Here is a 26,531-nt window from a genome sequence, read left to right on the forward strand (position 1 = left end):
ATGGCTAACTCCGAAAACCCGCAGATGACGTATTTAAATCACGAAGGCACATCCACTGAAAATGTTTGCTTCCAGACGATCCGCTCACCTACACGAAGAACAGCGTTCAGCTGATGAAATCCAGGAAGCAAGGTCCGAGAAGCATGGAGCTGATACCATACCATGGCTACTTTCGCTTCCGTCCCTATTCTCTCTTGCCGCGCAATTGAACGGTCGGCAGAATCATCGTCTGCCTCTTCGATTGTTAACAGCGCAGGCAATCGCATTTTATTTATCGGTAGACTCCACGCCTCATAAAGCCAAGCCTGCAACTCAATTTTCTTATCTGCGCTGACCGCTGGGAATTTGGCGAGCTCGACCAGATAGTCTTTTTCGATTAATGAATAATTATCTGGATTTCGCGAACTTTCTAGCGATAAGCCAAACAAATTGCGCAGGTCTTCCAAGTTCAAATACCACTCACGGTCCGAATCTTGAGGGGGCTCTTTAAGCTGTATTTTTTTCTCAAAAACATGGTGCCAGTAAATTTGGACTTCTGGTTTGCCTGCTTGGAGTACAAACGTATAATCCCCTTTGGAAATGGAAAGCGAATGCGTGATAGCATCTGATTTCGACTCGTAACGAAGTGCTTTGGCAAGCTGAATGACAGATAGATAATCGGTACCCTTCTCTGAGTGATAGCCAATCTTGTTCTGACCGAACAGTGTCAGATCTTCACCTTTTGGAATAATCATCACATACCCGAGATTTCGCTCATTATAGGTGATCTGAAGTGTAGCTTCCGGATCTTGTATCCTGTCATCCGGTGAAATCGTGACCCAGACATACCCGTCAGCCGTATGAATTTTAATCCACTTACTTCCTGAAGGTTCATCCCAATATGCGATCGCTGTCACCGTTTGTGGTGTCAGATTGGGCTTTTCCTCTGCAAAATTCACCCCAGGGTAACGAAACGGCGCTTTTACGCCAGACAGCTTAATCTTCCATTGGATAGGAACAGCTTGTTCCGGCTCAGCTCGTCGTTTATTTACCCAGCCGATCGTGCCATCTGACGTTCTGACATGGTACCAAGTCCCATTGAACGGATCTTGTATCGTTTCAAATGCACTTACTGTAACACCTTTTAATACACCAAGTTCTTGGTTTTCCGTCGACCATACATCAGACAAAAGAGGTGTTTCTACTTTCAATTCGAGTTTCTCATTCGTATCTGTGATGAACGATCCTGTGCCACGCACCCATCGATCTCCCTCTGCCGTACGAACAAGAAAACTGCGATCATATACGGTCGTTAATTCGGAAATGATCTCATAATCACCATTCTTTAACTTACCAACGGCAAGTTGATTGACACCGGCGGTATGATCATTATCTTGAAGCGCTGTACCGACTTCGGTGTAGTAGGGCTCATCGTTATAATGTGTACGTTGAGATTTCGGATGCACAGTGCTGATACTATTGATTGGTATATGGGCCCACAGATCGCCAAGCCATGTCGTGTGAATCTGCACCCAAGCTTTACCGCTCCGGCTGTCGCCGACGAACCATTTATCCTCCATATCAACGACTTCCACGAGTTGAGGTGATAAAGAAGCAACGGATGCTGCTTTGTCATTCTGACTTCGGTAGAGTTGCGTCACTTCCGTCAGCAGAATTGAATCCGGCTGCGAAATGCTAATGTCCCACATAAAAGGACGAACCCACCTTGGACCGTACATCGTCTCGATCTGCCACTGGGAGCCACTGCTTACGGACCAGGTAGCTTCTCCCTTAAGAACACGCACGGATTGCGGTGCAAAGATACCTTCCGCTTTATCCTGAGGATCATCCGGGTTCGCATAGTAAGGCGTGTCTTTCAGAAGCTCAATCGTATCGGGTATCCGTAGACCTTCTGGAACTTGCGATCCACCGTACACAGTCCAATTCGCCATATTTTGTAAGGTGATCTCGGCTGCCTTTGAAGTTTGCGGGAGGAGGATTCCCCCACATAATGAGGCGACTACAATTAGTGAAGCTAATAAGGCGATAGGGCGTTTTCTGCTATGCTTAATGACCGACACCTCCTTAGCGTCATGCATGCCACAAGTTTAATTGCCTCTAAAATGCTCTTCTGCGAAACGATAAAACGCTAAAGCTTCCTCGTTACTAGCGAATCCGGCTTGGGCCATTTTATCGCTGCCACCACCTTTGCCTTGGAAAATCCCCAAATTGGTTTTGAAAAAAGCTCCGCAAGCAATCGAATAGTTCCCACTATGCGCTAATACAACCTTGTTCTCCATCGTTGTTACAAATAAGATAGGCAGATCAGTTCGTGATGCTAATTTTGTTGCTAAGCTCTGCATGTCTTTTAAGGATTTATCGACGAACTGTTGTGAAATGACATCCTTACTTTCAGCCAAAAGTCCGTCAGCCAGATAATTATCAAGCTTCTCTTTTAGCTCATTGAGTTCCGTTTGAACCTGCTTGTGGTCATTTTCCCACTTCTCAATACGGTCCATAATCTCATCTTTACCCGTGTTGAATTTGGCGGATAACGTGCCTAGAATTCTGACATTCTCGTTAAACTCAGCTAATGCGCGGAATCCGCAGAGGAAGTAAATACGTGTATTTCCTTTCTGTTTCTCCGTTTTCAACAGCTTAATCATCCCGATTTCACCCGTCGACTTCACGTGCGTACCACCGCATGCATTATACTCGATATCAGCGATCTCAACGATACGGATGTTCTTCGTCACCTTCGGTTGTTTGACTAGCGGCAGCTGCGCCAACTTCTCCGGACTAACGAAATAGCTGGTAATCGCTCGATTCTCGTAGATGTTACGGTTAACTTCGAACTCTATGGCTACCAACTTTCTCGGCTCCAAGTCGAGCGTCTCCACATCTATCGTGCAGTAGTCGGTCCCAAGATGAAAACTCACCGTATTCGCTTCAAATAGATCTCTACATACAGCCGAAAGCAGATGCTGCCCGCTATGCTGCTGCATATGATCAAATCTAAGCTTCCAATCTATTTGGCAAGTCACACTTGTTCCTTCTGGCATTCTGTCTACCTTATGGAGAACTTCATCCTCCTCCAGAAGTACATCCAAGACAGGAATTCCGTTGATTTCACCGGCATCACAGGGCTGTCCACCCCCATGCGGATAAAACGCTGTCTCCTCCAAGAGGACATAGCTGCCATCCTCTCGTTCAATCTTTTCGCGGATAGTAGTTTGCCATTCCTTCTTATAGGCTGAATCATAATATAGTTTTTTCGTCATGTTGTTCGTTTTCCTCCATCATGGTGCAATCGTTTGATGATCGACTCCGGACTTTCACTTAAATCTCAATATACTCCGATACTCTCGCTTCTAGAATTTCGATTAATTCTTCATCCATGAATTGATAATCATCCGGTATATCCAAATTAATAATCCGTTTATTAGCGATTTCCGTTTGAAATTTATCTTTTAATCTTCTCAAATGCTTTTTTTCCATCACAAAAATTAAATCTGCCCAACCAATATGGCCTTCCGTCACTCGAATTCTTGCGCCATCTTCTGTGCCCGCAGATTTAACGATGTAATCATTACGCTTATCAAAAATGTTCTCAGCCGTTAAACTTCTCCATTTATTTTTACTACAAATAAACAAGATTTTCGTATTAACCACTCCTGAGTAAATTAGGTTCAATGCTAAGGATAAATCTTCTCCCCATTTTCCAGCATCAAAATAAATTCTTGTATTCGCTTCACACGAGTTTCTTGCTTCTTCGCCGTATGAATTCGGAACGTGATGGCATATTGGTTCTGCCGATCCAGTGTATCATAGAAGGCTTTTGCTTCACGATTTCTCTCTAATTCTAAAGCAAAATCTGCTGGCAAGGAGGCATTACTCTGCGGTTCGTAGGCTTTTTCCCACTGTCCATTCTTCTTGGCAGCCTCAATCGCCTTCAAGCCGGAAGGCTTCATTCTCCCATTTGCAATCAGAAGCTCAGCCTTGTCTTTATTCACTTTGGACCAAATGCTTCTAACACCACGTGGCGTAAAGCGTTGAAGCCATGAATGCTCGTCTGCTTTTTCTTTTTGACTATCAATCCAACCATAGCACAACGCACTCTCAAGTGCCTGATCATAAGAAACTGATTTCATGCGAGCACCTTTCTTCGCGATCTGCAATCGAAGTCCAGGTGAAGAGTTATGATGAAGCGCAAGCCAATTTTCAAAAGCAAGTTGATCCTCAAAATGCATCTGCGGCAATTCGTTTTTCGTGTTCAATCTATCGCCTCCTAGTCATCGTGTAACCAATTGTTTATTAATAATCACTGAATAGGTATGGTAGCTCGTCCCAATGCTGCGTCAGCCAAATCATTTCCTCCAGAAACCGCTTAGGAACAGCAGTATCACGTAATACTGGCGTACGTAGCCACCAGATAGACTCAATGAGATATAACATTTTAAAACTGCGTAAAATAAGTCCAGACGGTATTTCTATATACTCACGATATCCGGCAACATAGGCTTGAACGGCATCTACTCGGATGCCTCCTGCATCAAATGCACCTGATAGGATCGCACGCGCTACGTCAATTTCCGGGTAAGCCACAGCCATTCTGTCAAAATCAACAAAGCCTGCAATTTTGTTTTCGTCCAATATGACATTATCCGCCCACAAATCCCAATGTGTCCAACCTATCCGACTACCCTCAAAAATACGAAAATCCAACATCTCTACATGATGTATCGCTTGCTCTAGAAGTTCAATTAATGGATGGCATTGCTCATCTTTTGCTTGTTTCAAGTTACTTTGTAAATCAGCCAAACATGCTGTTTGATCAGGATGCCAAGCACTTGCATCCAGTTCTTCGTCACAGAGAAGCTGGTGCATTCGTCCTGTCTTTTGCCCAAAATCGTACATGTCAGATCTGCTCATTTTCCCTGCTTCTCTAACATTTCCCTGAACCCAATCCATCATGGCAAACAAAAAGCCACTAGGTGTTTCTTGGATGTATGCTCCATTTCCTTCATAGACCCTTGGACAAGTAAATCCTCGCTCATGTAAGCGCTGTTGCAAGAAGAGTGTTCTTTCAATCTTAGCCCGTCTTTCCGGTAGATGCAGTTTGTAACGATCAGGGTGATAATATTTAACAAACACAGACGTGCTATCGGGTTGAATATCAAAACGCCATTTCACATTTAGCCAACCCTTGGTTAGGATACTTGTTCCCACAACGTTCATCCCAAATTGCATGTGTATACTTGTGATTATTTCATCCAACACCTGATCGATTCGAATCTCTGGAGTCCCATTCATTATAGCTCCATCTCGTTTCTATCACCTAAGAAACCTAAGCTTTCTAACGCCATTTTCAAAATAACACGATTATTCTCATAGCCATTCTGATTATGTAAAGTCCACGCTTCCTCCGCAGTATGCCACTGAACATCACGGATCTCCTCGGTTTGAGCTTTGAGTTCTCCACTGATCGCCTCAACTAGAAAATAATTAGTTTCCTTCTCAACATGTCCATGCTCCGAATGCTCAAACTGATAATAGTTAATGGTCAGCGGCTGAATGATCCTGCCGACAATGTTCGTTTCTTCTCTAATTTCCCTAAGCGCAGCCTGCTCAATGGTCTCTCCAGCTTCCATTCTTCCCTTTGCAAAAGCCAGCTTACGATACCGATCCACAATGAGCAATATGTGAACTTCTTGCCCTATATTACGGTAAACGACACCGCCTGCTGAGATTTCCTTCTTCGTCATTCGTTTCATCTACCCCCAGTCCAACACACACTTCTCCTCCATTTTACAAATAGTGCCAACAAAAAAGCAACCAAAGCGGTTAGCTTTGGTTGCTCACAGGCCATTATTTCGTTTCTTGCAGCCATAAAATGCTTGTTACACCACGAGGATAATACTTACTGCCCGTGATTTCACCGGAAATAATTTGATCACTCCAGCTCCAAATAGACAAGGTTGGATGTGTTAGCCAAGCTACATGGGCTGCATCCGCTGCAGCACCTGTCTCATCCCAAGCCAAATCAAGGATTTCACGTGCTACGAATTGGCACAAATAAATTTTGCTTAACCAAGAGTTGTTGCTCGTTGAGGAAAGCTTCCAGCCGCCATCTTCGAACAAGCAAGTGCCTTCAACAAGCACAACATCTAGATGCTTCTTCAATGCTTCGATATAGAAGCCGTAACGCCCATTTTCATCAAGTGCAGACTTATTGCCTGTGAAGTAAGGGAATACCAAGCCTTCAATCGCAGGAATGATTTTGGAATCATTCCCTTCGCCAACGACGGCAGGGATGTAACCATCTTCCGTAACGAATGATGTAACCGTCTTCGCGCACTTCAACGCCTGCTCGCTTGCAATAAGCGCCAGATCTTCTCTGCCATTTTGAGCAAAAATAGACTCCATGGCCACATAAGCAGCCCAACATTTGCCCGCCATGTAAATATTGTTTCGTGACTGTCCTAGCGAGACGTCTAGGCTATCGTAAGTCGTAATCTCTGCTCCACCCATGGTGCGTGAGCTGTCTAACGACATAATGCCATTTCGCAGCTCTGGATTTGGATTGTCCCGATTGAGCATGCTTGTTAAACACTTGTCAAATATATCAAGATTCGCTTGCAGCCACGCTTGATCATTCGTATGCGCCACATAGGTTGCTCCACACAACGTCCAATTCACCAACTGCTCATGCGTCATATGGGAGAAACAGTCGTCCAAACCATAAAGCTCATAGGCAGAGAAACTTGGGCGTGATAGCGTGTTGGCTACTCCCATATCATGTGTGAACGAGATACCACCAGGATATTCGGTAGGATCGTCTGGAAAACTAACCATGTCTTCATAGCTGTACCGTTTCACGAACATATCCAGTTCATTACGAACGGTCCATGGATTCACAGCCAACTCATAAAATAACTGATCAACTGTCAAATCGAACGTATTCATCATGCGATATTCGCCTTCATTGACGATCCAGAATGGCTCATCATCCATATCCAGAAGCTGCGTATTTCCATAATAACTACGGATGGCATGCGCAAGCATAAATTTCTGATCCGCTGACAAGCTAGAATCTGCGATGTTGGCGTCTGCGGTTTGAGCTAGTGCTGCTAGCTTGTCGAAATTGCCCAAGGCGTAATCAGCTACGGCTTCTATATTTTTGAATAAACGTGCATACGTGTAGGAGGCATCTTTTCCCGCGGTAACAATTCCTGAACGATGGAAGCAAATCGCAAACTGATAGGTACGCTTTTCACCCGCAGGTGTATCTGCGAACAATGCGCCGACAGTACCCAGACCAAAGGTCAAGTTTTCCACAATTTTCATTCCCAAAATATCTTCAATTCGGAAATACATCCCCGAACGCACTTCTGGATCTCGTGAAACAATCGCCGTAATCCGACCTTGTCCAACACCCGCGGCGCCTTCCATCGTATCATCCAACCTACGCATCGCACTGTATGGATCCGTTCCTTGATACCCAAAGAAAACTCTTCTAGGGGAAGTACCTTTTGTATTATCAACAGTAATTGTAGCGAGAACAGCCGGCACGAGCGCTAAACGAAGCTCATCTTCACTAGCAGTAGCTGGATCTGGCACCGATTGTGTCGGTGAAATAAGACTAAATTCCAAATCACCAGCTCTCCACGTATCTGTGCTTACTTTGAAATCTCGACGAATCTCCTCGTCTGCGAATGGAAACAACAGCTTTTTCCTCTTCGGTCTTGGATCTGGATTCTCAATATCGTAACGAAGACTCTCGTCTTCACCAACATTCTCAAAGAATGGCAGTGCATCATAGGTACCACCTTGGGTGGTTTCGAGACCAATATATATATTTTGCTTAGGAGGACGCGCTTGCTCTAAGTCGAAGCCTCCACTTTTCCCAGGAAATCCAAGTGTAAAGCTTGCAAATGCACCAACAGGTGAATGGTGTGCGTTAAAAAATTGATTCTTCATATCAGAATGATGCCCCTCTCCGTCATTTGCCCTTATTATACAATGACCGAAACCTTGAACCCATGGGCAATACAATCTTTCATTTGGACAAAAGAAACATTTGATTTTCACCTTCGTTAGGTGAGATAGTAGTTGTACAAGTAGATCATAACCTTACTAAGGAGCCTTATATATGGAAGTTTATCAACAAAAACCTTTACCTAGTGGACTCGACAACGTCGTTCATGGCGGCATGCTGCCTGATGTGCAAGCATCCTTTCGTATCTTTGCCGCGCATCTTCGCAAGGTTAACGCGCAATGGTCATTCCCAGAGCATCAGCATCCGATGTTTGAGCTGAATCTTGTTGTAGACGGTTCCCAGCGTATGCGGGTTGGTGACAAGCATTTTGTACAGAAGCAAGGTGATTTGGTCTGGATTCTGCCGAATGAAGTTCATGCCAGCTTGGGTGCTGTCGAGGGCAGTATGATGGAGTATGTGTGTGTGCATTTAGAGGTCACAGATCCGTGGTTTAGACAGCAATTGAGTCAAATTAATCAAATCATTCACCCGTCTGGCAGCAAAATGGAGAGCCTACTTCGCCCGATTTTGATGGATCTCGCACAAATAGCTCGAGAAAATTCCTCCAGCGGAGTGAATGTAAAGCTGCAGACGATGCATGCTTCCTTTCGTATTTTCACTGCGTTAAGCGAAGTATTACTCGATGAGTCTGAGGTTTCTACACAGCAAACGGGAGATTCTGGCTTAGCTGCGCAGCTAGCAGCACGCATTGAACATCAAGCATCAACCCTGAAAGGGCAGGAACCTTTTCGAATCACACACATAGCCAAACAGCTTGGTTATAGTCCCGCTCACTGTAATCGCGTTTTTCACAAAGCTTATGGCGTCTCGCCACGTCACTATTTAAGCACAGTAAAGCTCCGTCAAGCTAAGCTAATGCTAATGGACCCTACACTTTCTATCGAGCATATCGCCGATCAGCTGGGGTATAAGGATTTGTCGCAATTTAGCAAACAATTCAAACGATGGACGAATTTATCCCCAACTGCCTACAGACATTTGTCTTGGTGAAAATAGGTTGCGTATTGCTGAAGATACCATAAGTTTTATACGCGTCTCCCGATCTATACTCAAAGATAATGCTATAGAGCTATCAGATAAGGAGAATTGACTATGCAATTACGCGGTTATAAATCTTTGTGGGAATGGAATGGGAGCTGGGAAGGGAAATTAGCTGGGGTCACTGAGGCTGGATATGTCGGTGTAGAATATACCCCGCCTGCGGATCCGAAGGATGATCGTACGTTTCGAAAAGACTTAGACAACATGAACTTGTCGTTCATTGCACAAGTGGTGACGCGGGGACCGGATCATAGCCGCTCCTTCCGAGAGCAAGTCCTTCGCGCGGCGGAACTGCGGCCTGTTCTGATCAATTCGCACAGCGCAGCCGATCGAATGACAGCTGACGAGCAGTTGCGCTTCTTCGAAGCGGCGCTGCGAGTGGAGCAAGAGATCGGGATTCCGATCGCGCACGAAACGCATCGGGGTCGAGCTTTTTTCACGCCGTGGCAAACGGCCGCCGTGTTGAAGCAGCTGCCGACGCTTGCGATCGGCGCTGATTTCAGCCATTGGTGCGCGGCTTGCGAAAGCATGCCGAGCCCCGACGACGAGGATGTTCGGCTGAGCATATCGCGAGCCATTCATATCCATGGGCGCGTCGGGTATCAGGAAGGGCCGCAAGTGTCGGACCCGCGGGCACCTGAATTCGCCGCGCATGTGGAGACTTTCATCGACTTATGGTTGAGAATCTGCCAACACCGATTCGATGCCGGTGCGGATACAATGACCTTTACGCCCGAATTCGGACCGCCGCCGTATTTGCAGGTGCAGCCTTACACGAGGCAGCCGGTGGCTGACTTGTGGGACGTGAATTTGTGGATGTTTCAGACGTTTAAGTCGAGGTACGACTTACTCTTCTCAGATTCGCAGCAGCTTCCGAGCCTGTAAGTCGAATATTTCGACTTGCAGCTCTTCGCTTCAATGCTTCCGAGCCTGTAAGTCGAATATTTCGACTTACAGCTCTCCGATTCGCTGTTTGCGAGCCTGTAACTCGAATATTTCGACTTACAGCTCTCCAATGCGATGTTTTCGCTCCTGTAAGTCGAATATTTCGACTTACTCGAGCGGATAAGTCGGCGGTTCCCCTTTTAAGTGAGAAACCAAATTCTCTATACTTCCCATGATTCTATGCACTTCTGGCAACTGATAAAAAGTACTCGTTTTTTCGATATCATTTAGCTCAGACGTAGGAGAATACAATATAATTGTCTTCTTGGCTCCTAAAGCAAGTCCCATTTCAACATGACTCCTCTTCCCCGCTGGCAACATGATAATGAATACGTCTGCTTCCAATACAGCCCTCATCTCACTTTGACCGATTTCCGCGAGTTCTTGGAGAGTAGTCGTGGCAGCATGCATAGTCCAGTCATAAGTTTGCCTAAATCCTCGTGACTTCAATTTGTCTGCGACTTCTCTGACATTTTTGATATTCCTGAAACTTGATGCAATATAAAATTTCATTGGACTTCCTTCCCTCCTTACACATGCTGAAAACTATCCATTCCAGCAATCCGGCTTCACTCCAACTCGCGAATGAATCCTGTCTTTTTCCCTTGGGAAAATCCACACTTTTCATAAAAACGAAGTACTTCATCTCTCTTCGACCCCGTCATGAGCATAACCTTATAACAGTTAAATTCCGTAGCTATTCCTATTGCCTTATCCATTGCCTTTCTTGCAAATCCCTTGTTTCTATGTTGTTCATGTGTGACTACGTTTTCAATAAGTGCATACGGTCTTGCATTTCTAGTTAAATTTTTAATTATTGTCAAAACGACAGAGGAAACGATCACGTCATCACGTGTCACAACAATAATTTTCATATAGGTGTCATTCATGATTTCATCCCAAAGTGCTTCTAGATTATTGTCCCAAACAAGTTCAGGATCTTGCTTATGCAAATGCTTATACAAGGTTAACAGTTCACTTAACTCATCCTTATGAATTAAACGTGTGATTACACTCCCCATATCGCCGCGCGCTCCTTTTCACTACGATTTCTCAACTAGAATCTTCAATTGTTGATTCCGATACATCAAGAATCGCTTCATATAATTTTTCAAAACTACTCGCTCAACGACCCATCCTATCCACCCTAATGGAGCTTCAAAACATAATGTATCTTTCATTAAAGTTCTATCTCCCAAATCAATAAACTCATGTTCATGCCGCATGCTTTTGAAAGTACCTTTCAGCATTTCATCAACAAAGTGATAAGGACGAACGTAATTGGAGATGAGCGACGTATGCTTTTGCCGTATGAAGAAATGCCGTGCCTCGAAAGTGACCGTTTCCCCTCCGCTTATCAGACCCCTAGTTGTTCCGGCGATCGCTCTTTCCTTGGTATGAGGCCAAACGGTTTGTGTATGGATATCTATATTGCTTGCCATATCAAAACAAATGTCAATTGGTGCTTCAATCTCGATTTCTGTAACTATTTTTATCATGATGTTCTCCTCATGTTTCCTTCGAATTTCCTTGCTCGGTTCTCGTCGGTTCCCAATTCGACACGCATCACTTATCTCCTTTTCCAAGCAAAACTTCATACGAAAAAACAGCCCCCCAAAGGAAGGCTGCCTCACTTATTAGTTACTTATGAATTCCTGTACCCACTCACCATTATAATAGGCAACGCCAATTTGCGTGAAGTTGGGGCTTAATATATTTTGACGGTGACCAGCGCTGTTCATCCATGCTGTCATAACGGCTTGAGGTGTTTGCTGACCTTTTGCAATGTTTTCACCTGCATAGGAATAGCTAATGCCATAGGAGCTCATCATATCAAAAGGAGAACCGTAGGTTGGCGAGTTATGATCGAAGTATCCTTTGTTGTACATGTCTTTCGCTTTATCCAACGCCATCGCGGTAAGTGCGGTGTTACTGGTTAATGGCTTCAGTCCAGCTTTAGTCCGCTCTTGGTTAACTAAGTTAACAACTTGACTAGCGAACGTAGTTTGCGCAGGTGCAGGTGTGACAGCTGGTTTGGCCGCAACATTCGTACTCGTCTTTCCTGGGATGTTGAGCTTCATCCCCGACCAAATGACATTGGGATTAGCAACCTGAGGATTGGCTTTAATAAGTTCAGTTAGACTAACGCCATATTGCTTAGATATTAACCACATGGTATCGTTACCGGACACCGTATGTGTTGCCGTTGCAGCCCCTGCTGCGTTCGCCCCCATAAGGACACTCAAACCTAGTGCACCAGTAATGACAAACTTTTTATAACTTTTCATGCAAAAACCTCTCCTTTTTGCGGCCTGCGAGGTTAGCTGTCGGATTCGGATCAAAGAGTAATCACCCGGCCGCACGTTGGCGGCTTCACCCCAAAGATTGGTTCCCCCGTGCTTCAAAAAAGCTTCGGCCTTCTAAGTTTTGGATCCAAAATGGATCTAACCGATTGTATCATGTGATTATCCTTAAAACATGACTCAAATTTTTCCATTTCAGCACACAAAAAGTTTCCGCTCTATTATTTCTGCCATAATTAACTATAAATCTTGCCCACTGACAAAGCCTGATATTCCCACAATACATGCTGTACCTCTTGAAGTCGTCCCTCATGGCATTGAATGATTATTGCAAGCTCGGGTAGGCGTTCTTTCTTTCGAATGGTATGTTTTAGCACCTTGGTTTGAATCACTCTTGTTATAATAAAACCTAATAGAAACCCGCAAATAGCGGAAATAACGCCCCAAATAATCGGTCCCCAGTACAGAATGAAGCCGAAGCTTATCCCCAAAACCGTTGCACCCGTCGATGTTGCCATGCCAACCTCAAAAGCTAATGTTTTTTTATTTGGATTCGAATTGTAATTACGATCAGAGGTCTCACGGTAATTGTCCATCATCACGGTCATCATTTCTTGACGAGATAGCCCCAACTTCTCCAGAACTGCTAGCGCTTCCTCCACCTCGATCGAATGCTCAAATGTACTAATGATCAACATGTGGGTCATTCTCCTTTTCAAACAGGTGTAATGAGAAATGAGGATACGACTCTGTCAGAAATTGCTTCTGTTCTATTCGGAATAAGCGATTATGCTCAACAGCCGTCATATAAGCATCATACATGGCGCCGCAGATGACGGATGGCATAAACAAAAGCCAATGGGGGTCTAAAAGCGATGTCGATTGCGATACCCTGCCTAATATTAAATAAAGCAAAGCTTCATGTGATCGTGACATTGTCATATAAATAAACCACCACATGACACCGTAGAAGCCTAAGGCTAATCGGTTGTTATAAAGCTGTCCAAGCCCTGGGAAAATAAAAGAACTGAATAGCGCTGCACCAGGTCTTTTGATACTTATATTCGAAATCGTCCACGGCTTCATCAAATTTGAAGTGATCCGTGCTCCTTCCAATCTCGCTAGGTGATACTGTTTGTTCGCATCTATCGCCTTGATATAACTATCCCATATTGCAAACAGATATACGATCGCATACGCAAATGCCCATCTTGGTTCGATGACTTGAGCAGCCAACTCGAATTGTCCACTGAACGAATAGTAAATAGCTTCATTAATTCGAGCAAGCGTATTGATGGCAACTTCCCATGCAGATAGCAGAAATCCTCGAATAAACTGATGAAGCAAGAAATGTCCGAATCCTGGAAAAGAGGCAGACCACCAGGCAATGATCCTGGGATCCTGCCATCTCAGACTACTTAATCCATCTTGACTTAATAAGGCTTGCTGCCTACGGGGTGATTGTGCGTGTCGCGAACTCAATTTCGATACATTCTCCTTATCGATTGACTTTTCTGTTCAATCCAATGCTTTTTCAGTCTCGTAAATAAGAGAACAGTCAAGGTCTGTACAACAAGGTAAATGCAGAAAGAGTAGCTCAGTTTCCAATGATTATACTGGAACACATCGAAATACACATTTAAGGCTTCAAACGCTGTTCCAATCAAGGATGATACGAGGATGTAGAGCGGAATCAGAAGCCCTTTGATACGGAACTTGTTGTAGTAGTAGGCAAATAGATAGCCAAAAACCGGATAAAGGCTCCATGTTAAAAGATCTGCTAAGTCAAAATAGGGAAAAATATTCGCGTTATAGAAATCAAATGGTTTTACCCCGATGACCGTATCTAATCCTGTTGCAGATTCAATGCTAAAAAGCATCATGAGAAGGCTAATGGATCTAGGCATCATTCTCGGCAATAGCCACACAAAACCATAACCGAGCACGAGGCAAATCATTGTGAAAATGGTATTTCGTTGAAACAAAACGTCAAGATGACTCATAAGGTATGCCATCCTTCCGCATAATCGCACGAAAAATGAGCAGTCCTATTCCAGTTGCAATAAGCAATAAGAGGCTTTCCAAATAGGACCACTCTAATTTCCACATATCTGAGTATTGAATAATCTCCAACCGATGTAACCATATCTTCAACAACATAAGAACGAGTGAATAAAAGATAACCGTTCCTAACTTGTACAACAATCCATGCTTCGTCACCCATCGCTCCATAGCCCAAATCACAATCATAGGAGTGAAGATCTGTTGGTAGACAAGACGTAAGAAGATATCCCCATAGTGTAGTGAAGGAACGATGTAAGAATAATTAAGTGAGACTATCATAAAGTAGGCATCATTCATAAAAACCGTAAGGAGCCAAATGAAGATAAGTTCAAATAAATGCAGGCGTCTCTTTGTTATGAAAAATGTGATTACCAGTAAAATGTAACATGTAATTAATACAATTTCCCCCATTGACGCAACACCTAGATTCCCTTCAAATTGCATTGTTTTTAACAAATATGCCCAATTCGTCTCTTTTTTAATACGGTTTCAAATAAGTGCTTAGCGATACCCCTCAGCATCAGCAGGCTTCCCTGCTTCCTGCACCTCAACAAGGTAGCGCCAGCAATCTGGCTGTGAGCCGTCCACATCTTTAAAGCCGTACACTTGTGAAATACTGCCGCTTGACATCGAGTGACCATTCCATCGAGCAACTTCCGGATCTCCAGCTAATGCGGCAATCGCACGTCCTACAAAGCGCGGCGATTCCGAGATGATGAAATGTGGTTCCTTCTCTGTCGCGTCACGCCAATTTGCTTCCGTAACCTCGAAGTGCTCCAACATAATTTCCGAACGCATCCAACCAGGGGTCACTGCAATAGCCGTGCAGCCGTGCGGCGCCAATTCGTGGGATAGCGACTTCGCCATGCGAATGACAGAGGATTTGGCTAGATCATAGAAGAGCGATAACCGGTAGTTGGTATCGTTGTACTCTGCTGTACCGTCCGTTATTTCAATCACAAGTCCATTCTTGTTGCGAACTAGCAAAGCTAGTGCAAAATGACTCGTAATAATGTGCGTATCAATCGCTAGCCGAAGCATACGAAATCCTTTATCCAATGAATGCTCCCACACAGGTACATTCCACTCCGTCAAGTATTCAGACCCCCACACATCGTTGACCAGGATGTCTAGTCGCCCTTGTTCGCTCTCGATGCGGGCAATAAGCGCCTGAACTTGATCCCGATCCAGATGATCCACTTGAACCGCTATCCCTACTCCACCTGCATCATTTACTAATTCAGCTGTTTCTTCAATGGTTTCAGGTCGATTGTATTCAGAACGTTGCGCACGTGTCGTGCGGCCCGTCACATAGACAGTGGCCCCTGCAGCCCCTAATTCTATCGCTATTCCTCTTCCTGCTCCGCGTGTAGCTCCTGCCACTAAGGCAACTTTCCCTTGTAAATTTTTCATGATTTAATACTCCTCTCACTTATTCTCTGACACGATTAGTTCCCAATTGTCCTCATACTGTTATACCATACTTTCTCCATTGCCAACCTACTCCCTACTCAACCTGTTAATCAAAACATGATATACTAATCCACAAATAATAAACTTCATTCGCAATGGATGACTAGGAGTGATTTGAATGTTCGCTAAAGAATTCATAATTGCTTTGGGCACACACAACCAAGCGAAAAGAGCTGCCGTTGTGCTAGCTTCTGGAATCGAACCTATCTGCCATGCGGTCCCTTCCGGGGTAGCTAACCAGCCTCTTTCCGAAAGCGAGACCATTATCGGTGCCATTAATCGTGCAAAAAATGTGCTTGCAGCTGAACCACAAGCAGACATAGGACTTGGTCTAGAAGGTGGACTTACCTATGATGAGACGCATACCCAACAGTGGTATCTCTTCTCTGTTTGTGCCGCTTGGGATGGTAAGCAACTTTTCGTCGGCAAAGGTTTATATTTCCCCATTCCCAATCCCATTGGGGAGAAATTACAACAAGGCGGGAGTGAGCTGCGCCACATTATCGATGAACTAAGCAGTACCATCGGAAGCAATCACAAAGATGGTGCGTATGGTTTATTTACCGAAGGGCGTATTACGCGGAGTGACGTTTTCCGCGATGCCGTCATTGCAGCGCTGACGCCGTTTCAATCCCCATTTTACAAGTAAAAATAGGCGGAAATTGCCTTCTTTTAGTCAACAAGGGCACCTCAGAAGTAGAATGATCTACGCGAGGTACCCTTGTAAACACCTTTATCTCTTGTACATTGGTGCAATACAATCAATCCGATTCGTCCAAATTCCCCCCGTATACGAAGCTGGAAGCCGCTCCAAATCAGCTGGCGTATCAAATCCTGTTGAAAACTCCGTCCCATTGCCTCCAACAACGAGAATACGCGTATCCACTTTGTCCATACGATTTAGAAACTTGTCTGGCCATCCCCATAATAGTGGAGCCAGCTTCTCAGGAATATGGATCTGTATATGTTCGCAAGCCGCAGGCGTAATGCCTGTCCAGCCGTAGGCAAGGTAAGGAAGCAAACAGCTCTTCATCGTATCAACAGAAATAACTCGCATGTCTGGCAGTTTTTCCTTCACGATAGCTATTGGCAAATTTCCACCATAAATCGTCAATTGTGCTCTCCGTTCTGGTGTAAGCTTGGACAAGAGGTTAACTAATACATCGCCTTCATGAGGATCATCCGTTTTTATATGAATGAGGAATTCTTTGTCTGGGAATTGCGAGAATACTTCGCCAAGAGAAGGCATTAATCCAACACCTTTGCCGCGAAAAGGGAATGATTTCCCATGATCGGCCGTATAGCCGTAGCCAATATCCAGCTTTTTCAGCTCAGCCATTGTATAGTCTTTGGACTGCCCTTTTACATTCGTTCGACAATCAAGTGTCCAATCATGGAAAACGGCGAATTGCTCATCTTTGGTCATATGGATATCAAATTCAACCTCATCAGCGCCAGCTTCAAAAGCAGCTTGCATCGATGGCAGGGTATTCTCCAGATAGGGATGCTCCGGTTCGAAAATGCGCTCAGCTGTACAGGTGTCGTTCTTCAGATTCTCAGTATGGAAGGTTTGTGATAGTCCCCGATGCGCCATGAGAAACGGCTCCCCAGTCCGTTCTTTCGCAAGGAGTGATGTGTTGTTCACGTAAATGAACACAAGGAGAACGAGGATCGTCCATATGATTTTACTTTTCAAAAGTTTTTTCAATCGTCTCATGGTTGATCCACGTTTTCTGTCGGAGCAGTCAGACTATGGATCGTAAGCAGCGCATGTGTACGTTTGGCAGTTAATAGTTCAACTGATTGTTCTACATAGAATTGTTCGTATTCTGTAGGCTTTACACGCACTTTCATTAATTTGCCATTCGGTTTCCGAATATGTACGCGATATTCTTCTATGAACTCAACTTTGGCTGTCATTTTCTCCGCGTCATTCTGCACTAAATCAATACAAATAATAACCGCAAGGATAAGAAACACGCCTAGACATAAACTGAAAATGGAAACAAAAATAACAGGACTTTTAGCAGCAATATTTATAATTATTTGCACAAGCGTTAGGAAGAACATCAAACTAATAGTTACAAGCTGTAATTTTATAGACCTTTCATAGAGCTTCATCACGCAATCCTCCTTGCTATATTAAAACGTCAGTGAAACGGGACTCTCTACATTGTATTCGTGAAAGATACAGCATTCCCCTTGTTAATTGAACGCAAAAAAAGAACATCCACAGGATGCTCTTACTTCTTAAGAATGAGAATGAAATTTATCGAGCTTTTCGTTTCCGCTTATGAAATACGAACCACGCAACTCCGATCGTTCCGACCGCGAGCAATGCGCTAAATAGAACAATATAGCTCAAATGAAATATGTCCAAATCAGTTCCTCCTCCATAGAAATACACCCCATACTTTCCTTACTTAGTAAGATGGGTCATCCGCAGCTAAAATATGTAGAGCCGCATAGGATAATTCTAGGAGGTGGTGCTACATGGACAATAAGCGCACATGTCGACTGATCCGATCATCTAGAACCTATCATGGAAAACAAGGATTCGATTATCATGAAGCAATTTCCAAGGAAAGTGCTGATTCGCAAGGAATTTGTATGATGCTGCTAACCATTCAACCGGGGCAACGAGCAAAAGCACATCTGCATCAAAATCATGAAACCACCATTTATATGATGGAAGGTAAGTCCTGTATGTGGTACGGCGAGAACTTGGAACAACACATGGAACTAGAACAAGGTGACTTTCTCTATATTCCAGCTGGCATGCCCCATCTTCCCTACAATCCAAGTACAACGGATATTTGTACTTGTGTACTTGCCCGCACGGATCCCAACGAACAAGAGAGCGTTCTTCTGCTGCCTGAACTTGATGCATTATGGGATATCAAGAAAAGTTAGCAGGACGCAAAAGGGCTGTTTCCAAAGTCTAACATTGACTTTAGAACTGCCCTCTTGCCCATTTTATCTTTCACCTCACATCCACCAACGGAAGCGTCTTTCTCCTTGCCTTCATGGCCAAATAACTAGCCGTCAGAATGGCACCCGATGTTCCGCAAATGATGTCAGTCATGGTATCGAGCAAGCTGCCATTTTGTGAGTTGAGACCAAACAAGTGATCTGTCGCAAACTCATAGATTTCCCAAACACCCGCCATCGCCACAGAGAAGAAAAAACAAAGCCATACGGCGACCTTTGATGAAGGTGGTTCAGTCCCCTCGTGGTGATCGGCTGCTTTGCTATAGATGAGTAACCCGATGAAGCAGAGAATAACGCCCGAGAAGAGATGCTCTATTTTATCCAAATAGGGAATGACGCCATAAAATCCAAATTCGTTGGCTATGAACATCGTGACGAATATAAAGAGCAGTACACAGAAGCGCAACGAAGTGAACATGGTTGTTTTCGTCCATTTGACAAGGAGTCGAATAAGCTGAAGAACAGCCACAATGAGCACCGCTTGGAACATTTTGGCCCCATTCCCTCGTACCAGAAAATAAACAAAACAGCATCCCGCTAGTACATACATCCCTAATTCAATGAGATCATTCCACCGATCCTTACCCTTCATCTGCCCCATCTCCCTATTCCATCCTGATAAAAAGGAAGCACCTTACCTAGTCAATGTTAAAAGCACTTCATTATCCTATGCCTAGTATTGAACGAAATGAATGTCGTCCAAGCTGCAAAACAAAAATCCCGCCTACCGCTTGACAGCGAGGGGCGGGTTTATGCCGGACTATTTTTTGTCTGCAAGCCACGTGGACAATGAACTGATTTCATCATCGGAAAGCTTTCCTTTAAAACCAGGCATTGCACCCTTACCGTTGGTAATGAGCGCGGTAAGCTGATCTTTAGAATGTTTGCTGCCTACCTTTTGAAGATTCGGTCCAACTAAACCTTCCAAATTAGCGCCATGACAGCTGACACAATTGGCTTTGAAAACCGTCTGTGCATCAGCTTTTGTTGTCGTTCCAGTGCTTGCGGATGCTGTTGGTGAAGTGGTTGTTCCTGCAGTAGGACTAGGTGTCGTTTCACTCTTACCACAAGCAGATAAAGCGCCAGCCAGCAAGAGGGTGAGTACTACAATCTTTCTGTTCATGCGTATGCTTCTCCTCACATTTCTTAGGTTCACATGCCGTATTTTGAAATCGGATACCTACCACTACATTGCCCCCGTTTCCATATTTTCATGCAAATGATGAATAGGAAATGCCATTCAAGCTCAACATATCCATAACTACCCAGATGTACATAAAATTCCATGGAGGAATGACAAATTGGCTGACAAAAACACGCAACATACACCTGATCATTCGCGTCGCCGTTTTCTCAAGTATACCGGTACTGCCATTGGTGGCGTGGTCGTCGGTGGCGTCATTGGAAGCGCAGTGTCAGGAGGTTTCAAGAAAGATACACCCCAAACCTCTCCAACGCCATCCGCAAGTCCTAACCCGCAAGTTACCGCGGACTATAACCAGGCACCGATGTTCCTCAATCAACTCCAGCTTCAGGTCGCCGAAGCCGCCGCGGAACGGATCTTTCCCAAAGACGACAATGGCCCAGGCGCAGCAGAGCTAGGTGTTGCGTTCTATATCGATCATCAATTAGCTAGTCCATGGGGCGTAAATGCGCGTACCTATCGAATGGGCCCCTTCGTCAAAGGTGAAGCTACCCAAGGTGATTACCTCAGTATTGAACGACATGAGCTCATCACGATGGGTCTGAATAGTCTTGAAGAAACCGCCAAAACCAAGCATACGAAGGGCTTCGTTGATATTACACCTGAAGAACGGGATGCCATTCTCACCTCTATGGAAAAAGGCGAAATCCTTGTCGTGAACGGCATCACAGGGAAAACCTTTTTCAACTCATTTCGCATCCTTGTTATGGAAGGTGTCTACTCTGATCCGTTGTATGGCGGAAATAAGAATATGGCTGGTTGGAAAATGCGTAAATATCCAGGCAACCAAATGAGTTATACGAACATGATTGATAAAGATCAATTCGTCGTTATGGAGCCCCGCAGTTTGCACGATCATTTTGTTCACTAAAGGGACAATTCTCACGAAGGAAGGAATACATGGATGGCTACTAAAATGCCGAAAGTCCCCGTTGTCATTGTCGGTATGGGATGGGTCGGGGGAATTATTGCTGCTGAATTAACGAAGCAAGGTGTGAAGGTCGTTGGCTTGGAGCGTGGAAAGCCACGAAATACCGCTGACTACTACATGGTCCATGATGAGCTGCGGTACGCCTCACGCTATGATCTCATGCAAGATTTGTCCAAAGAAACGGTGACATTCCGTAATACCGAGAAAATGGCTGCTGTGCCTATGCGTGAGTATGGTTCTTTCCTACTCGGGGAAGGTCTTGGCGGGGCCAGTGTTCATTGGAATGGACAAACCTATCGTTTTCTCCCCTACGACTTCGAGATTTATAGCAAAACCGTAGAACGCTACGGCAAGCAAAAGATCCCAGAAGGCATGACCATTCAAGACTGGGGCATTACGTATGACACGTTAGAACCCTATTTTGACAAATTCGAGAAACTAGCTGGTATTTCAGGTGATGCGGAACAGAATCCAATGGTGGGCAAACGTTCCGCTCCTTTTCCTACTAAGCCGATGGTGAAAACACCTGTCTTGAAATTGTTCGAGGACGCAACCAAGAAGCTCGGGTATCACCCGTATATGATGCCTTCGGCTAACTTGTCAGAGCAATATACGAACCCGGATGGTATCACGCGTGCAGCCTGCCAATATTGCGGCTATTGCGAGCGATTTGGCTGTGAATACGGGGCAAAAGCCGATGTCATCGTGACGGCTCTCCCCATTGCGCAGAAATCTGGCAATTTCGAGCTGCGCTCTTACTCCAACGTGACTCAAGTGTTAAATGACGGCAAAAAAGCTAGCGGCGTTGTTTACGTAAACACGGTTACGGGCGAACAATTCGAGCAGCCTGCTGATGTTGTCATCATGGCAAGCTATGTATTCAATAACATTAAGCTGCTGCTCACATCCAAATTAGGCAAACCTTACGATCCAGCGACAGGTAAAGGTGTCATTGGTAAAAATTACTGTTACCAAACAAACGGCGGAAGTGCCACAGGCTTCTTCGATGAAAAACAGTTCAATTTATATGCAGGCGCCGGCTCCCTCGGCATGGAGATTCCTGATTTTAATGGCGATAATTTCGACCATACGAATCTGAATTTCATCCACGGTGCAGGTATACGGATCTCCCAAACCGGCCAGCGCCCTATTGCAACGAACTCAGTTCCCAAAGGCACAGCGGCCTGGGGTGGCGATTTTAAACAAAAGTCGCTGAAATACGCGAACAGTGTCTTGTCCGTCTCTCCACAGGGCAGCAGCTTACCTTGGAAGCATCATTATGTGGATTTGGATCCAACCTACAAGGATGCTTACGGGCTCCCTCTCCCACGTATCACTTTCGATTTTGAAGAGCAAGATCGACAAATGATCAAATTCGTAGCAGGTAAAGCAGCAGAAATCATGAAAGAGATGAACCCAACAACTATAGGTTCCTCGGATCAACTTGCGCCTTACAATATCGTTCCCTATCAATCAACCCACAACACGGGGGGCGTCATTATGGGGGCAGACCCTGCAACTTCAGCGGTTAACTCGTATTTGCAAATGTGGGATGCAGAGAATGTATTTGTGGTAGGTGCATCTGCTTTTGCTCACAATAGCGGTTACAATCCAACAGGAACGGTTGGAGCCCTGGCATACCGCGCCGTTGAAGGCATTGCTAAATATTTAAAACAAGGTGGAAGTGTCGTTTGAGATCATGAGTTAAGGAGTCTTTACGATTCATGAAGGAGGTGGAATGGCATGGAGCAAGAAGATTGGATCTTACATTTGACGGAAGTTCGCAAGCGATTGCTCATTGTGTTCGCCTGGTTCATCGTCACACTATGTGTCGGTTTATACCTCTCTTCCGATATTCTCCTGTACTTGAAAACACAGCCATTAATCGGTGAAATTAAGTGGAATGTGTTTGCTTTTACAGATGGGCTGATGATTTATATGAAATGTGCGTTTCTGTTCGCTGGTTTATTTACAATCCCCGTGATCCTCTACCAAGCATGGGCTTTCGTGAAGCCAGGGCTGACAGAGAGTGAATCTAGGAGTGCACTCCCCTATATACCCGTCGCCTTTGCCTTGTTTATCATTGGGGTATCGTTCAGCTATTGGGTCGTTTTCCCGATGATGATGCGTTTCATGATTCGGATGAATCAATCGATCGGTGCTGTCGAAACCTATGGGATAGATCGCTATTTCGCTTTCCTGTTTCAAATAGTGATTCCGATGGCTATCGCCTTCGAGCTGCCCGTTGTTCTTCTGTTCTTAACAAAGATCGGACTGCTAACGCCACAAATTTTGAAAAAGTCCAGGAAATATGCCTATATCGCGCTAACCATCACTGGCTCCTGCATCTCGCCACCTGATATGATTTCACACTTATCCGTCACCATTCCATTGATCTTATTGTTTGAAATCAGTGTTTTGGTGGCCGGCTGGCAATGGCGAGCCATGCAGCGTGTTGCGAACCTAAATCTAATCGAAGATTGAGTTAAAAATAGGAAAAGAGGATGAACACCATGTTCAACAATATTGGCGTTTCAGGATTAATCTTGATTCTGGCTATCGCTTTAATCGTTTTCGGCCCTTCCAAACTGCCACAGCTGGGTCGCGCTTTTGGCGATACCTTACGTGAATTCCGTAACTCAACACGTAATATCATGGAGGATGGCGAACGTGACCATTTGATTGAGAATGAGGGCAAGAAGCCGCCTCTATCATGAAGTGAAAAGGAGCCTTTCACCTGGTGAAAGAGCTCCTTTTACTTATTTTACATACATCCAGGGAACATACCCGTTGAGATCGCGATACGATTCCAAGCGTTTATCGTGTTAATGGCCATAATTAACGTGACATACTCGCCCTCGTCGAAATGCTTACGAACACGATCATACAACTCATCGGAAACACCCGAAGCAGCAATCGTGGTTACGGCTTCCGTTAATTCCAAGACCGCTCTTTCTTTCTCCGTATAAAATGGCGCTTCACGCCATGCACTCAATAAATAGATACGCTGCTCTGTCTCCCCCATCTTGCGAAGATCGCGCGTATGCATGTCTAAACAAAATGCACAGCCATTCATTTGTGATGCTCTAATTTTAATAAACTCATACAGCGTTAGATCTAATCCGCTTTCTTTCACAAATCCTTCTAACTTCATCATCGTTTGGTAAGCAGCAGGGTTTACTTTACCATGTTGTAATCTAACTTCCATTTGAATTCTCCTCCACAACGCAATATTTGGGTTTGCGCTTATAGGACAAATGAGTTTATGGTTTTGTGACATTTCGCAGCCTATTTATTTGAAGTAATTTATCTGGATTCTTAATGAGGAACATTTGGCTTGATTGATCCTGATTCTTTGCTAATTCAAACAAGATGACCATCGTCATAATTTGTTCATGAATAAGCGCAACGCCAGATTGACCATTGAAGGTTGTAGATATCCAAAGTCCTTCCAATGAACCTTTCGTCCAAATCCCTTCGAAGAACGCGGCAATTCGCTGTCTCCCATAGATCGGATGAATGGCAGCCCGCACTTTCCCTCCTCCATCTGAGACCATCACAGCATCTTCCATTAACAGGGAGACAAAATCTTGGAAGTCCCCCGTATCAACCGCGTAAAGAAATTTTTTGACCAAGGGTTCGGTCTCCCCTAAAGCAACCTCATCCTGCTCAGTTATTTCATTAATTTTACTTTTAGCGCGACTATAAATTTTGCGACAGTTCGCTTCCGATTTCTGAAGCATGTCGGCCACTTCTTCATACTCATAGCCGAGTACTTCTCTCAGGACGAATACAGCTCGTTCTACCGCGGTCAATTGTTGCAACAAGACTAGAAACGCATATGAAATCGTTTCATCTTGAACAAGACTTCCCATCGGATCATCGCGGGATGTGGTCATTTGAGGCTCAGGAAGCCATGGGCCCAGGTAGGTTTCCCTTTGCTTACTGGCGGAGTTCAAGTAATTCAAGCAACGGTTCGTGACCATTTTAACCAAATACGATTTCACATTTGTTACATGTTCCATGTCTGTTTGTTGCAGCGTGATAAATATGTCTTGCAGCATATCTTCCGCATCGGAAACCGTGCCTAACATCCGGTAGGCGACAGAGAATAATAGCCGTTTATAGGTAACATACAACGTTTCCACTTCCATCAGAGGTGCTCCTTTCTGTGTTTCGTGCAACCCTCATCGCCATAAAGCTATTGTTTTCTCGCGACAAAAGTGAGACAAGCTGTCTTCAACTGAATGGGTCTGCCATTACGCTCTATGTCAAAAGCTAAATTATTTAATGTCATTAACAAAACTTCCCAACCCTCATACTGATTAGCTATTATGGTTTGTAAGTGTTCGGTTGTAAGATTAAGCTCGATAAGAGGCGTTAGTTCCTCTCCAGTTAACTTATCCATTTCTTGCAGTTGTGAATTCAGAATCAAACAATGAATCCCCTTATCCTTCGTCCCCATCGCCATTTGATCCAGAACACGTTTGAATGTTTGTTCCGAATCCACATGCTCCAGTGACGATACAGCAACGATATAATCGAAGGTATTCGCGGCAATGTCATAGTCACCAATGTCAGAGAGATGGGTTTCGATTTTCTCACTAACACCGAATTGCTCACTGTAAACCAGCAACTTGGTAAGCGCGGATTGCAGGATATCCACGCAAACCACTTTACCCCCTTTATATTTCAACGCTTCCGCCATGGGGATGCTGTTTCGCCCAACACCACTACCCAGATCCAGGACAGTAACATTCTCATAATCGTCGAAATGGGATAATGATTGCATGACTGTTTTCACAGGCTTCGATAGCCAGGTTCCCTCTTCAAATAACTTATAATTTTCATAGCAAGCTTCATGGTATTTTCGTTCTTCTTCCCTAATCTTCGTAATCCGTGAATATTCAATCAACCAACAATCTCGCAGTTCACCCTCGTGCAGCTCATGTGCAAGTAATTCCTTTACTTTCTTAAATCCACAGCGCTCATAACATGTGATTGCTCGCACATTCCATTGCTGTGGATCCATCACGACACGATCTGCCCCGAGTTCACCTATTAAATATGCCACCATGGATGTCACAAGCAGCTTCCCAATTCCTTGATTCCAATAATCCGTTTCACCAATAAATTGATCCATTCCATAAATGGTCTCCGCCCGATCAAGGTACCCGTATTCAAGTCGTTCCTCTTCATCAATTTCGTAAAATTGAATATATCCAATCGGCTTCTTATGGTATTCAATGAGGCATCTCGTCGCAGAGTCTTCCTTATAGAAATGCTCCTCTACCCTCTCCATGTCATGGGGGCGATCTCGCCCTTCATAATAAGTGAGAACCAAGGGATTATTCAACCAGGTTACGAGCAGCTCTTTGTCGCTGGACGCCAGTTTTCGTACGGTCAATGCATCGGTTTGGTAGATTAGCATAGGATACCTTCTTTCCACTTCTAGCTTTATGCTACTTCGACATTCGCACCAGCTATTCTTTTTTTCTGATAAAAAGAAAGTTTGTTCTTTGCGCGATCGTGAGTTTTTGG

Annotated in this window: 31 protein-coding genes, 1 pseudogene and 1 riboswitch; of the genes and pseudogenes, 8 read left to right on the plus strand and 24 right to left on the minus strand. The window is 44.5% G+C overall.

Annotated features, from left to right (window positions below; genetic code table 11):
* Positions 1-38: 38 nt before the first annotated feature.
* The 7 genes from AC58QT_RS05800 to AC58QT_RS05830 all read right to left on the minus strand — a co-directional run bounded on the left by AC58QT_RS05800 (position 39) and on the right by AC58QT_RS05830 (position 7,959).
* Positions 39-1,931 (minus strand): SH3-like domain-containing protein, encoded by a 1,893-nt coding sequence (locus AC58QT_RS05800; protein WP_497408135.1) that lies wholly within the window; start codon positions 1,929-1,931, stop codon positions 39-41.
* Positions 1,932-2,087: 156 nt separating this feature from the next.
* Positions 2,088-3,260, minus strand: a complete 1,173-nt coding sequence (locus tag AC58QT_RS05805; RefSeq protein ID WP_497408136.1) for an alanyl-tRNA editing protein — start codon at positions 3,258-3,260, stop codon at positions 2,088-2,090.
* A gap of 58 nt (positions 3,261-3,318) precedes the next feature.
* Positions 3,319-3,651 (minus strand): low molecular weight protein tyrosine phosphatase family protein, encoded by a 333-nt coding sequence (locus AC58QT_RS05810; RefSeq protein WP_497408846.1) that lies wholly within the window; start codon positions 3,649-3,651, stop codon positions 3,319-3,321.
* A gap of 23 nt (positions 3,652-3,674) precedes the next feature.
* Positions 3,675-4,256, minus strand: a complete 582-nt coding sequence (locus AC58QT_RS05815) for a YdeI/OmpD-associated family protein (protein WP_497288946.1) — start codon at positions 4,254-4,256, stop codon at positions 3,675-3,677.
* Between the two features lie 37 nt (positions 4,257-4,293).
* Entirely contained in the window at positions 4,294-5,292 is a 999-nt protein-coding gene (locus AC58QT_RS05820) for a phosphotransferase enzyme family protein (protein WP_497408137.1), read from the minus strand.
* Complete coding sequence (locus AC58QT_RS05825) at positions 5,292-5,744, minus strand: NUDIX hydrolase (protein ID WP_497408138.1); 453 nt, start codon at positions 5,742-5,744, stop codon at positions 5,292-5,294. The genes AC58QT_RS05820 and AC58QT_RS05825 overlap by 1 nt, the downstream gene beginning before the upstream one ends.
* A 103-nt stretch (positions 5,745-5,847) precedes the next feature.
* A complete protein-coding gene (locus tag AC58QT_RS05830) occupies positions 5,848-7,959 on the minus strand; it encodes a glycoside hydrolase family 52 protein (protein WP_497408139.1) in 2,112 nt (703 codons plus the stop codon).
* 172 nt (positions 7,960-8,131) lie between these two features.
* On the opposite strand from AC58QT_RS05830, the gene AC58QT_RS05835 reads away from it, so the two are divergent.
* Positions 8,132-9,028 carry a helix-turn-helix domain-containing protein gene (locus tag AC58QT_RS05835; protein ID WP_497408140.1) on the plus strand — a complete coding sequence of 299 codons (897 nt, stop codon included), beginning with the start codon at positions 8,132-8,134 and terminating at the stop codon, positions 9,026-9,028.
* 102 nt (positions 9,029-9,130) lie between these two features.
* Complete coding sequence (locus AC58QT_RS05840; RefSeq protein ID WP_497408141.1) at positions 9,131-9,964, plus strand: sugar phosphate isomerase/epimerase family protein; 834 nt, start codon at positions 9,131-9,133, stop codon at positions 9,962-9,964.
* A gap of 168 nt (positions 9,965-10,132) precedes the next feature.
* On the opposite strand, the gene AC58QT_RS05845 is transcribed toward AC58QT_RS05840, so the two are convergent.
* The 9 genes from AC58QT_RS05845 to AC58QT_RS05885 all read right to left on the minus strand — a co-directional run bounded on the left by AC58QT_RS05845 (position 10,133) and on the right by AC58QT_RS05885 (position 15,804).
* Complete coding sequence (locus AC58QT_RS05845) at positions 10,133-10,537, minus strand: group-specific protein (RefSeq protein ID WP_497408142.1); 405 nt, start codon at positions 10,535-10,537, stop codon at positions 10,133-10,135.
* Positions 10,538-10,593: 56 nt separating this feature from the next.
* Positions 10,594-11,046 carry a GNAT family N-acetyltransferase gene (locus AC58QT_RS05850; RefSeq protein ID WP_497408143.1) on the minus strand — a complete coding sequence of 151 codons (453 nt, stop codon included), beginning with the start codon at positions 11,044-11,046 and terminating at the stop codon, positions 10,594-10,596.
* Positions 11,047-11,067: 21 nt separating this feature from the next.
* Positions 11,068-11,523 (minus strand): SRPBCC family protein, encoded by a 456-nt coding sequence (locus AC58QT_RS05855; RefSeq protein WP_497408144.1) that lies wholly within the window; start codon positions 11,521-11,523, stop codon positions 11,068-11,070.
* Positions 11,524-11,661: 138 nt separating this feature from the next.
* Entirely contained in the window at positions 11,662-12,312 is a 651-nt protein-coding gene (locus tag AC58QT_RS05860; RefSeq protein WP_497408145.1) for a CAP domain-containing protein, read from the minus strand.
* 6 nt (positions 12,313-12,318) lie between these two features.
* A riboswitch (cyclic di-AMP (ydaO/yuaA leader) is annotated at positions 12,319-12,452 on the minus strand.
* A gap of 111 nt (positions 12,453-12,563) precedes the next feature.
* Positions 12,564-13,025, minus strand: a complete 462-nt coding sequence (locus AC58QT_RS05865) for a hypothetical protein (RefSeq protein ID WP_497408146.1) — start codon at positions 13,023-13,025, stop codon at positions 12,564-12,566.
* A complete protein-coding gene (locus AC58QT_RS05870) occupies positions 13,012-13,809 on the minus strand; it encodes a hypothetical protein (RefSeq protein WP_497408147.1) in 798 nt (265 codons plus the stop codon). Before AC58QT_RS05870 ends, AC58QT_RS05865 begins: the two co-directional genes overlap by 14 nt.
* A complete protein-coding gene (locus tag AC58QT_RS05875) occupies positions 13,806-14,330 on the minus strand; it encodes a hypothetical protein (protein WP_497408148.1) in 525 nt (174 codons plus the stop codon). The genes AC58QT_RS05870 and AC58QT_RS05875 overlap by 4 nt, the downstream gene beginning before the upstream one ends.
* Positions 14,317-14,670: a hypothetical protein gene (locus tag AC58QT_RS05880; RefSeq protein WP_497408149.1), complete on the minus strand. Its 354-nt coding sequence runs from the start codon at positions 14,668-14,670 to the stop codon at positions 14,317-14,319. The genes AC58QT_RS05875 and AC58QT_RS05880 overlap by 14 nt, the downstream gene beginning before the upstream one ends.
* A gap of 222 nt (positions 14,671-14,892) precedes the next feature.
* Complete coding sequence (locus tag AC58QT_RS05885; RefSeq protein WP_497408150.1) at positions 14,893-15,804, minus strand: SDR family oxidoreductase; 912 nt, start codon at positions 15,802-15,804, stop codon at positions 14,893-14,895.
* A 178-nt stretch (positions 15,805-15,982) separates the two neighbouring features.
* Here AC58QT_RS05885 and AC58QT_RS05890 point away from each other — a divergent pair, with 178 nt between their 5' ends.
* Positions 15,983-16,513: a DUF84 family protein gene (locus tag AC58QT_RS05890; protein ID WP_497408151.1), complete on the plus strand. Its 531-nt coding sequence runs from the start codon at positions 15,983-15,985 to the stop codon at positions 16,511-16,513.
* Positions 16,514-16,597: 84 nt separating this feature from the next.
* On the opposite strand, the gene AC58QT_RS05895 is transcribed toward AC58QT_RS05890, so the two are convergent.
* Positions 16,598-17,581: a glycerophosphodiester phosphodiesterase family protein gene (locus AC58QT_RS05895; RefSeq protein WP_497408152.1), complete on the minus strand. Its 984-nt coding sequence runs from the start codon at positions 17,579-17,581 to the stop codon at positions 16,598-16,600.
* Positions 17,578-17,985 carry a hypothetical protein gene (locus AC58QT_RS05900; protein ID WP_497408153.1) on the minus strand — a complete coding sequence of 136 codons (408 nt, stop codon included), beginning with the start codon at positions 17,983-17,985 and terminating at the stop codon, positions 17,578-17,580. Before AC58QT_RS05900 ends, AC58QT_RS05895 begins: the two co-directional genes overlap by 4 nt.
* A 372-nt stretch (positions 17,986-18,357) precedes the next feature.
* On the opposite strand from AC58QT_RS05900, the gene AC58QT_RS05905 reads away from it, so the two are divergent.
* On the plus strand, positions 18,358-18,777 hold the full coding sequence (locus AC58QT_RS05905) for a cupin domain-containing protein (protein WP_497408154.1): 420 nt from the start codon (positions 18,358-18,360) through the stop codon (positions 18,775-18,777).
* Positions 18,778-18,847: 70 nt separating this feature from the next.
* Here AC58QT_RS05905 and AC58QT_RS05910 read toward each other — a convergent pair whose 3' ends face one another.
* Positions 18,848-19,456, minus strand: coding sequence for a DUF2238 domain-containing protein (locus tag AC58QT_RS05910; RefSeq protein WP_497408155.1), 609 nt, complete (start codon positions 19,454-19,456; stop codon positions 18,848-18,850).
* Positions 19,457-19,615: 159 nt separating this feature from the next.
* Entirely contained in the window at positions 19,616-19,978 is a 363-nt protein-coding gene (locus AC58QT_RS05915; protein WP_497408156.1) for a c-type cytochrome, read from the minus strand.
* A 178-nt stretch (positions 19,979-20,156) separates the two neighbouring features.
* Here AC58QT_RS05915 and AC58QT_RS05920 point away from each other — a divergent pair, with 178 nt between their 5' ends.
* Genes AC58QT_RS05920 through tatA form a run of 4 tightly spaced genes read left to right on the plus strand, consistent with a single transcriptional unit; the run spans position 20,157 to position 23,707 of the window.
* Complete coding sequence (locus AC58QT_RS05920; protein ID WP_310224136.1) at positions 20,157-20,930, plus strand: gluconate 2-dehydrogenase subunit 3 family protein; 774 nt, start codon at positions 20,157-20,159, stop codon at positions 20,928-20,930.
* 33 nt (positions 20,931-20,963) lie between these two features.
* Positions 20,964-22,685, plus strand: coding sequence for a GMC family oxidoreductase (locus tag AC58QT_RS05925; RefSeq protein ID WP_497408157.1), 1,722 nt, complete (start codon positions 20,964-20,966; stop codon positions 22,683-22,685).
* Between the two features lie 48 nt (positions 22,686-22,733).
* On the plus strand, positions 22,734-23,474 hold the full coding sequence (gene tatC / locus AC58QT_RS05930; RefSeq protein WP_497408158.1) for a twin-arginine translocase subunit TatC: 741 nt from the start codon (positions 22,734-22,736) through the stop codon (positions 23,472-23,474).
* Positions 23,475-23,503: 29 nt separating this feature from the next.
* On the plus strand, positions 23,504-23,707 hold the full coding sequence (gene tatA, locus AC58QT_RS05935; protein ID WP_310224133.1) for a twin-arginine translocase TatA/TatE family subunit: 204 nt from the start codon (positions 23,504-23,506) through the stop codon (positions 23,705-23,707).
* 47 nt (positions 23,708-23,754) lie between these two features.
* Here tatA and AC58QT_RS05940 read toward each other — a convergent pair whose 3' ends face one another.
* The 4 genes and pseudogenes from AC58QT_RS05940 to AC58QT_RS05955 form a co-directional block, all read right to left on the minus strand.
* Positions 23,755-24,198: a carboxymuconolactone decarboxylase family protein gene (locus AC58QT_RS05940; protein WP_497408159.1), complete on the minus strand. Its 444-nt coding sequence runs from the start codon at positions 24,196-24,198 to the stop codon at positions 23,755-23,757.
* Between the two features lie 55 nt (positions 24,199-24,253).
* Entirely contained in the window at positions 24,254-25,144 is an 891-nt protein-coding gene (locus AC58QT_RS05945; protein WP_497408160.1) for an RNA polymerase sigma-70 factor, read from the minus strand.
* Between the two features lie 47 nt (positions 25,145-25,191).
* Complete coding sequence (locus AC58QT_RS05950; protein WP_497408847.1) at positions 25,192-25,902, minus strand: class I SAM-dependent methyltransferase; 711 nt, start codon at positions 25,900-25,902, stop codon at positions 25,192-25,194.
* Between the two features lie 60 nt (positions 25,903-25,962).
* Positions 25,963-26,421: pseudogene (locus tag AC58QT_RS05955) on the minus strand (GNAT family N-acetyltransferase); the annotation flags it as partial.
* Positions 26,422-26,531 lie beyond the last annotated feature (110 nt).

The organism is Paenibacillus sp. J31R109 (assembly GCF_059692055.1).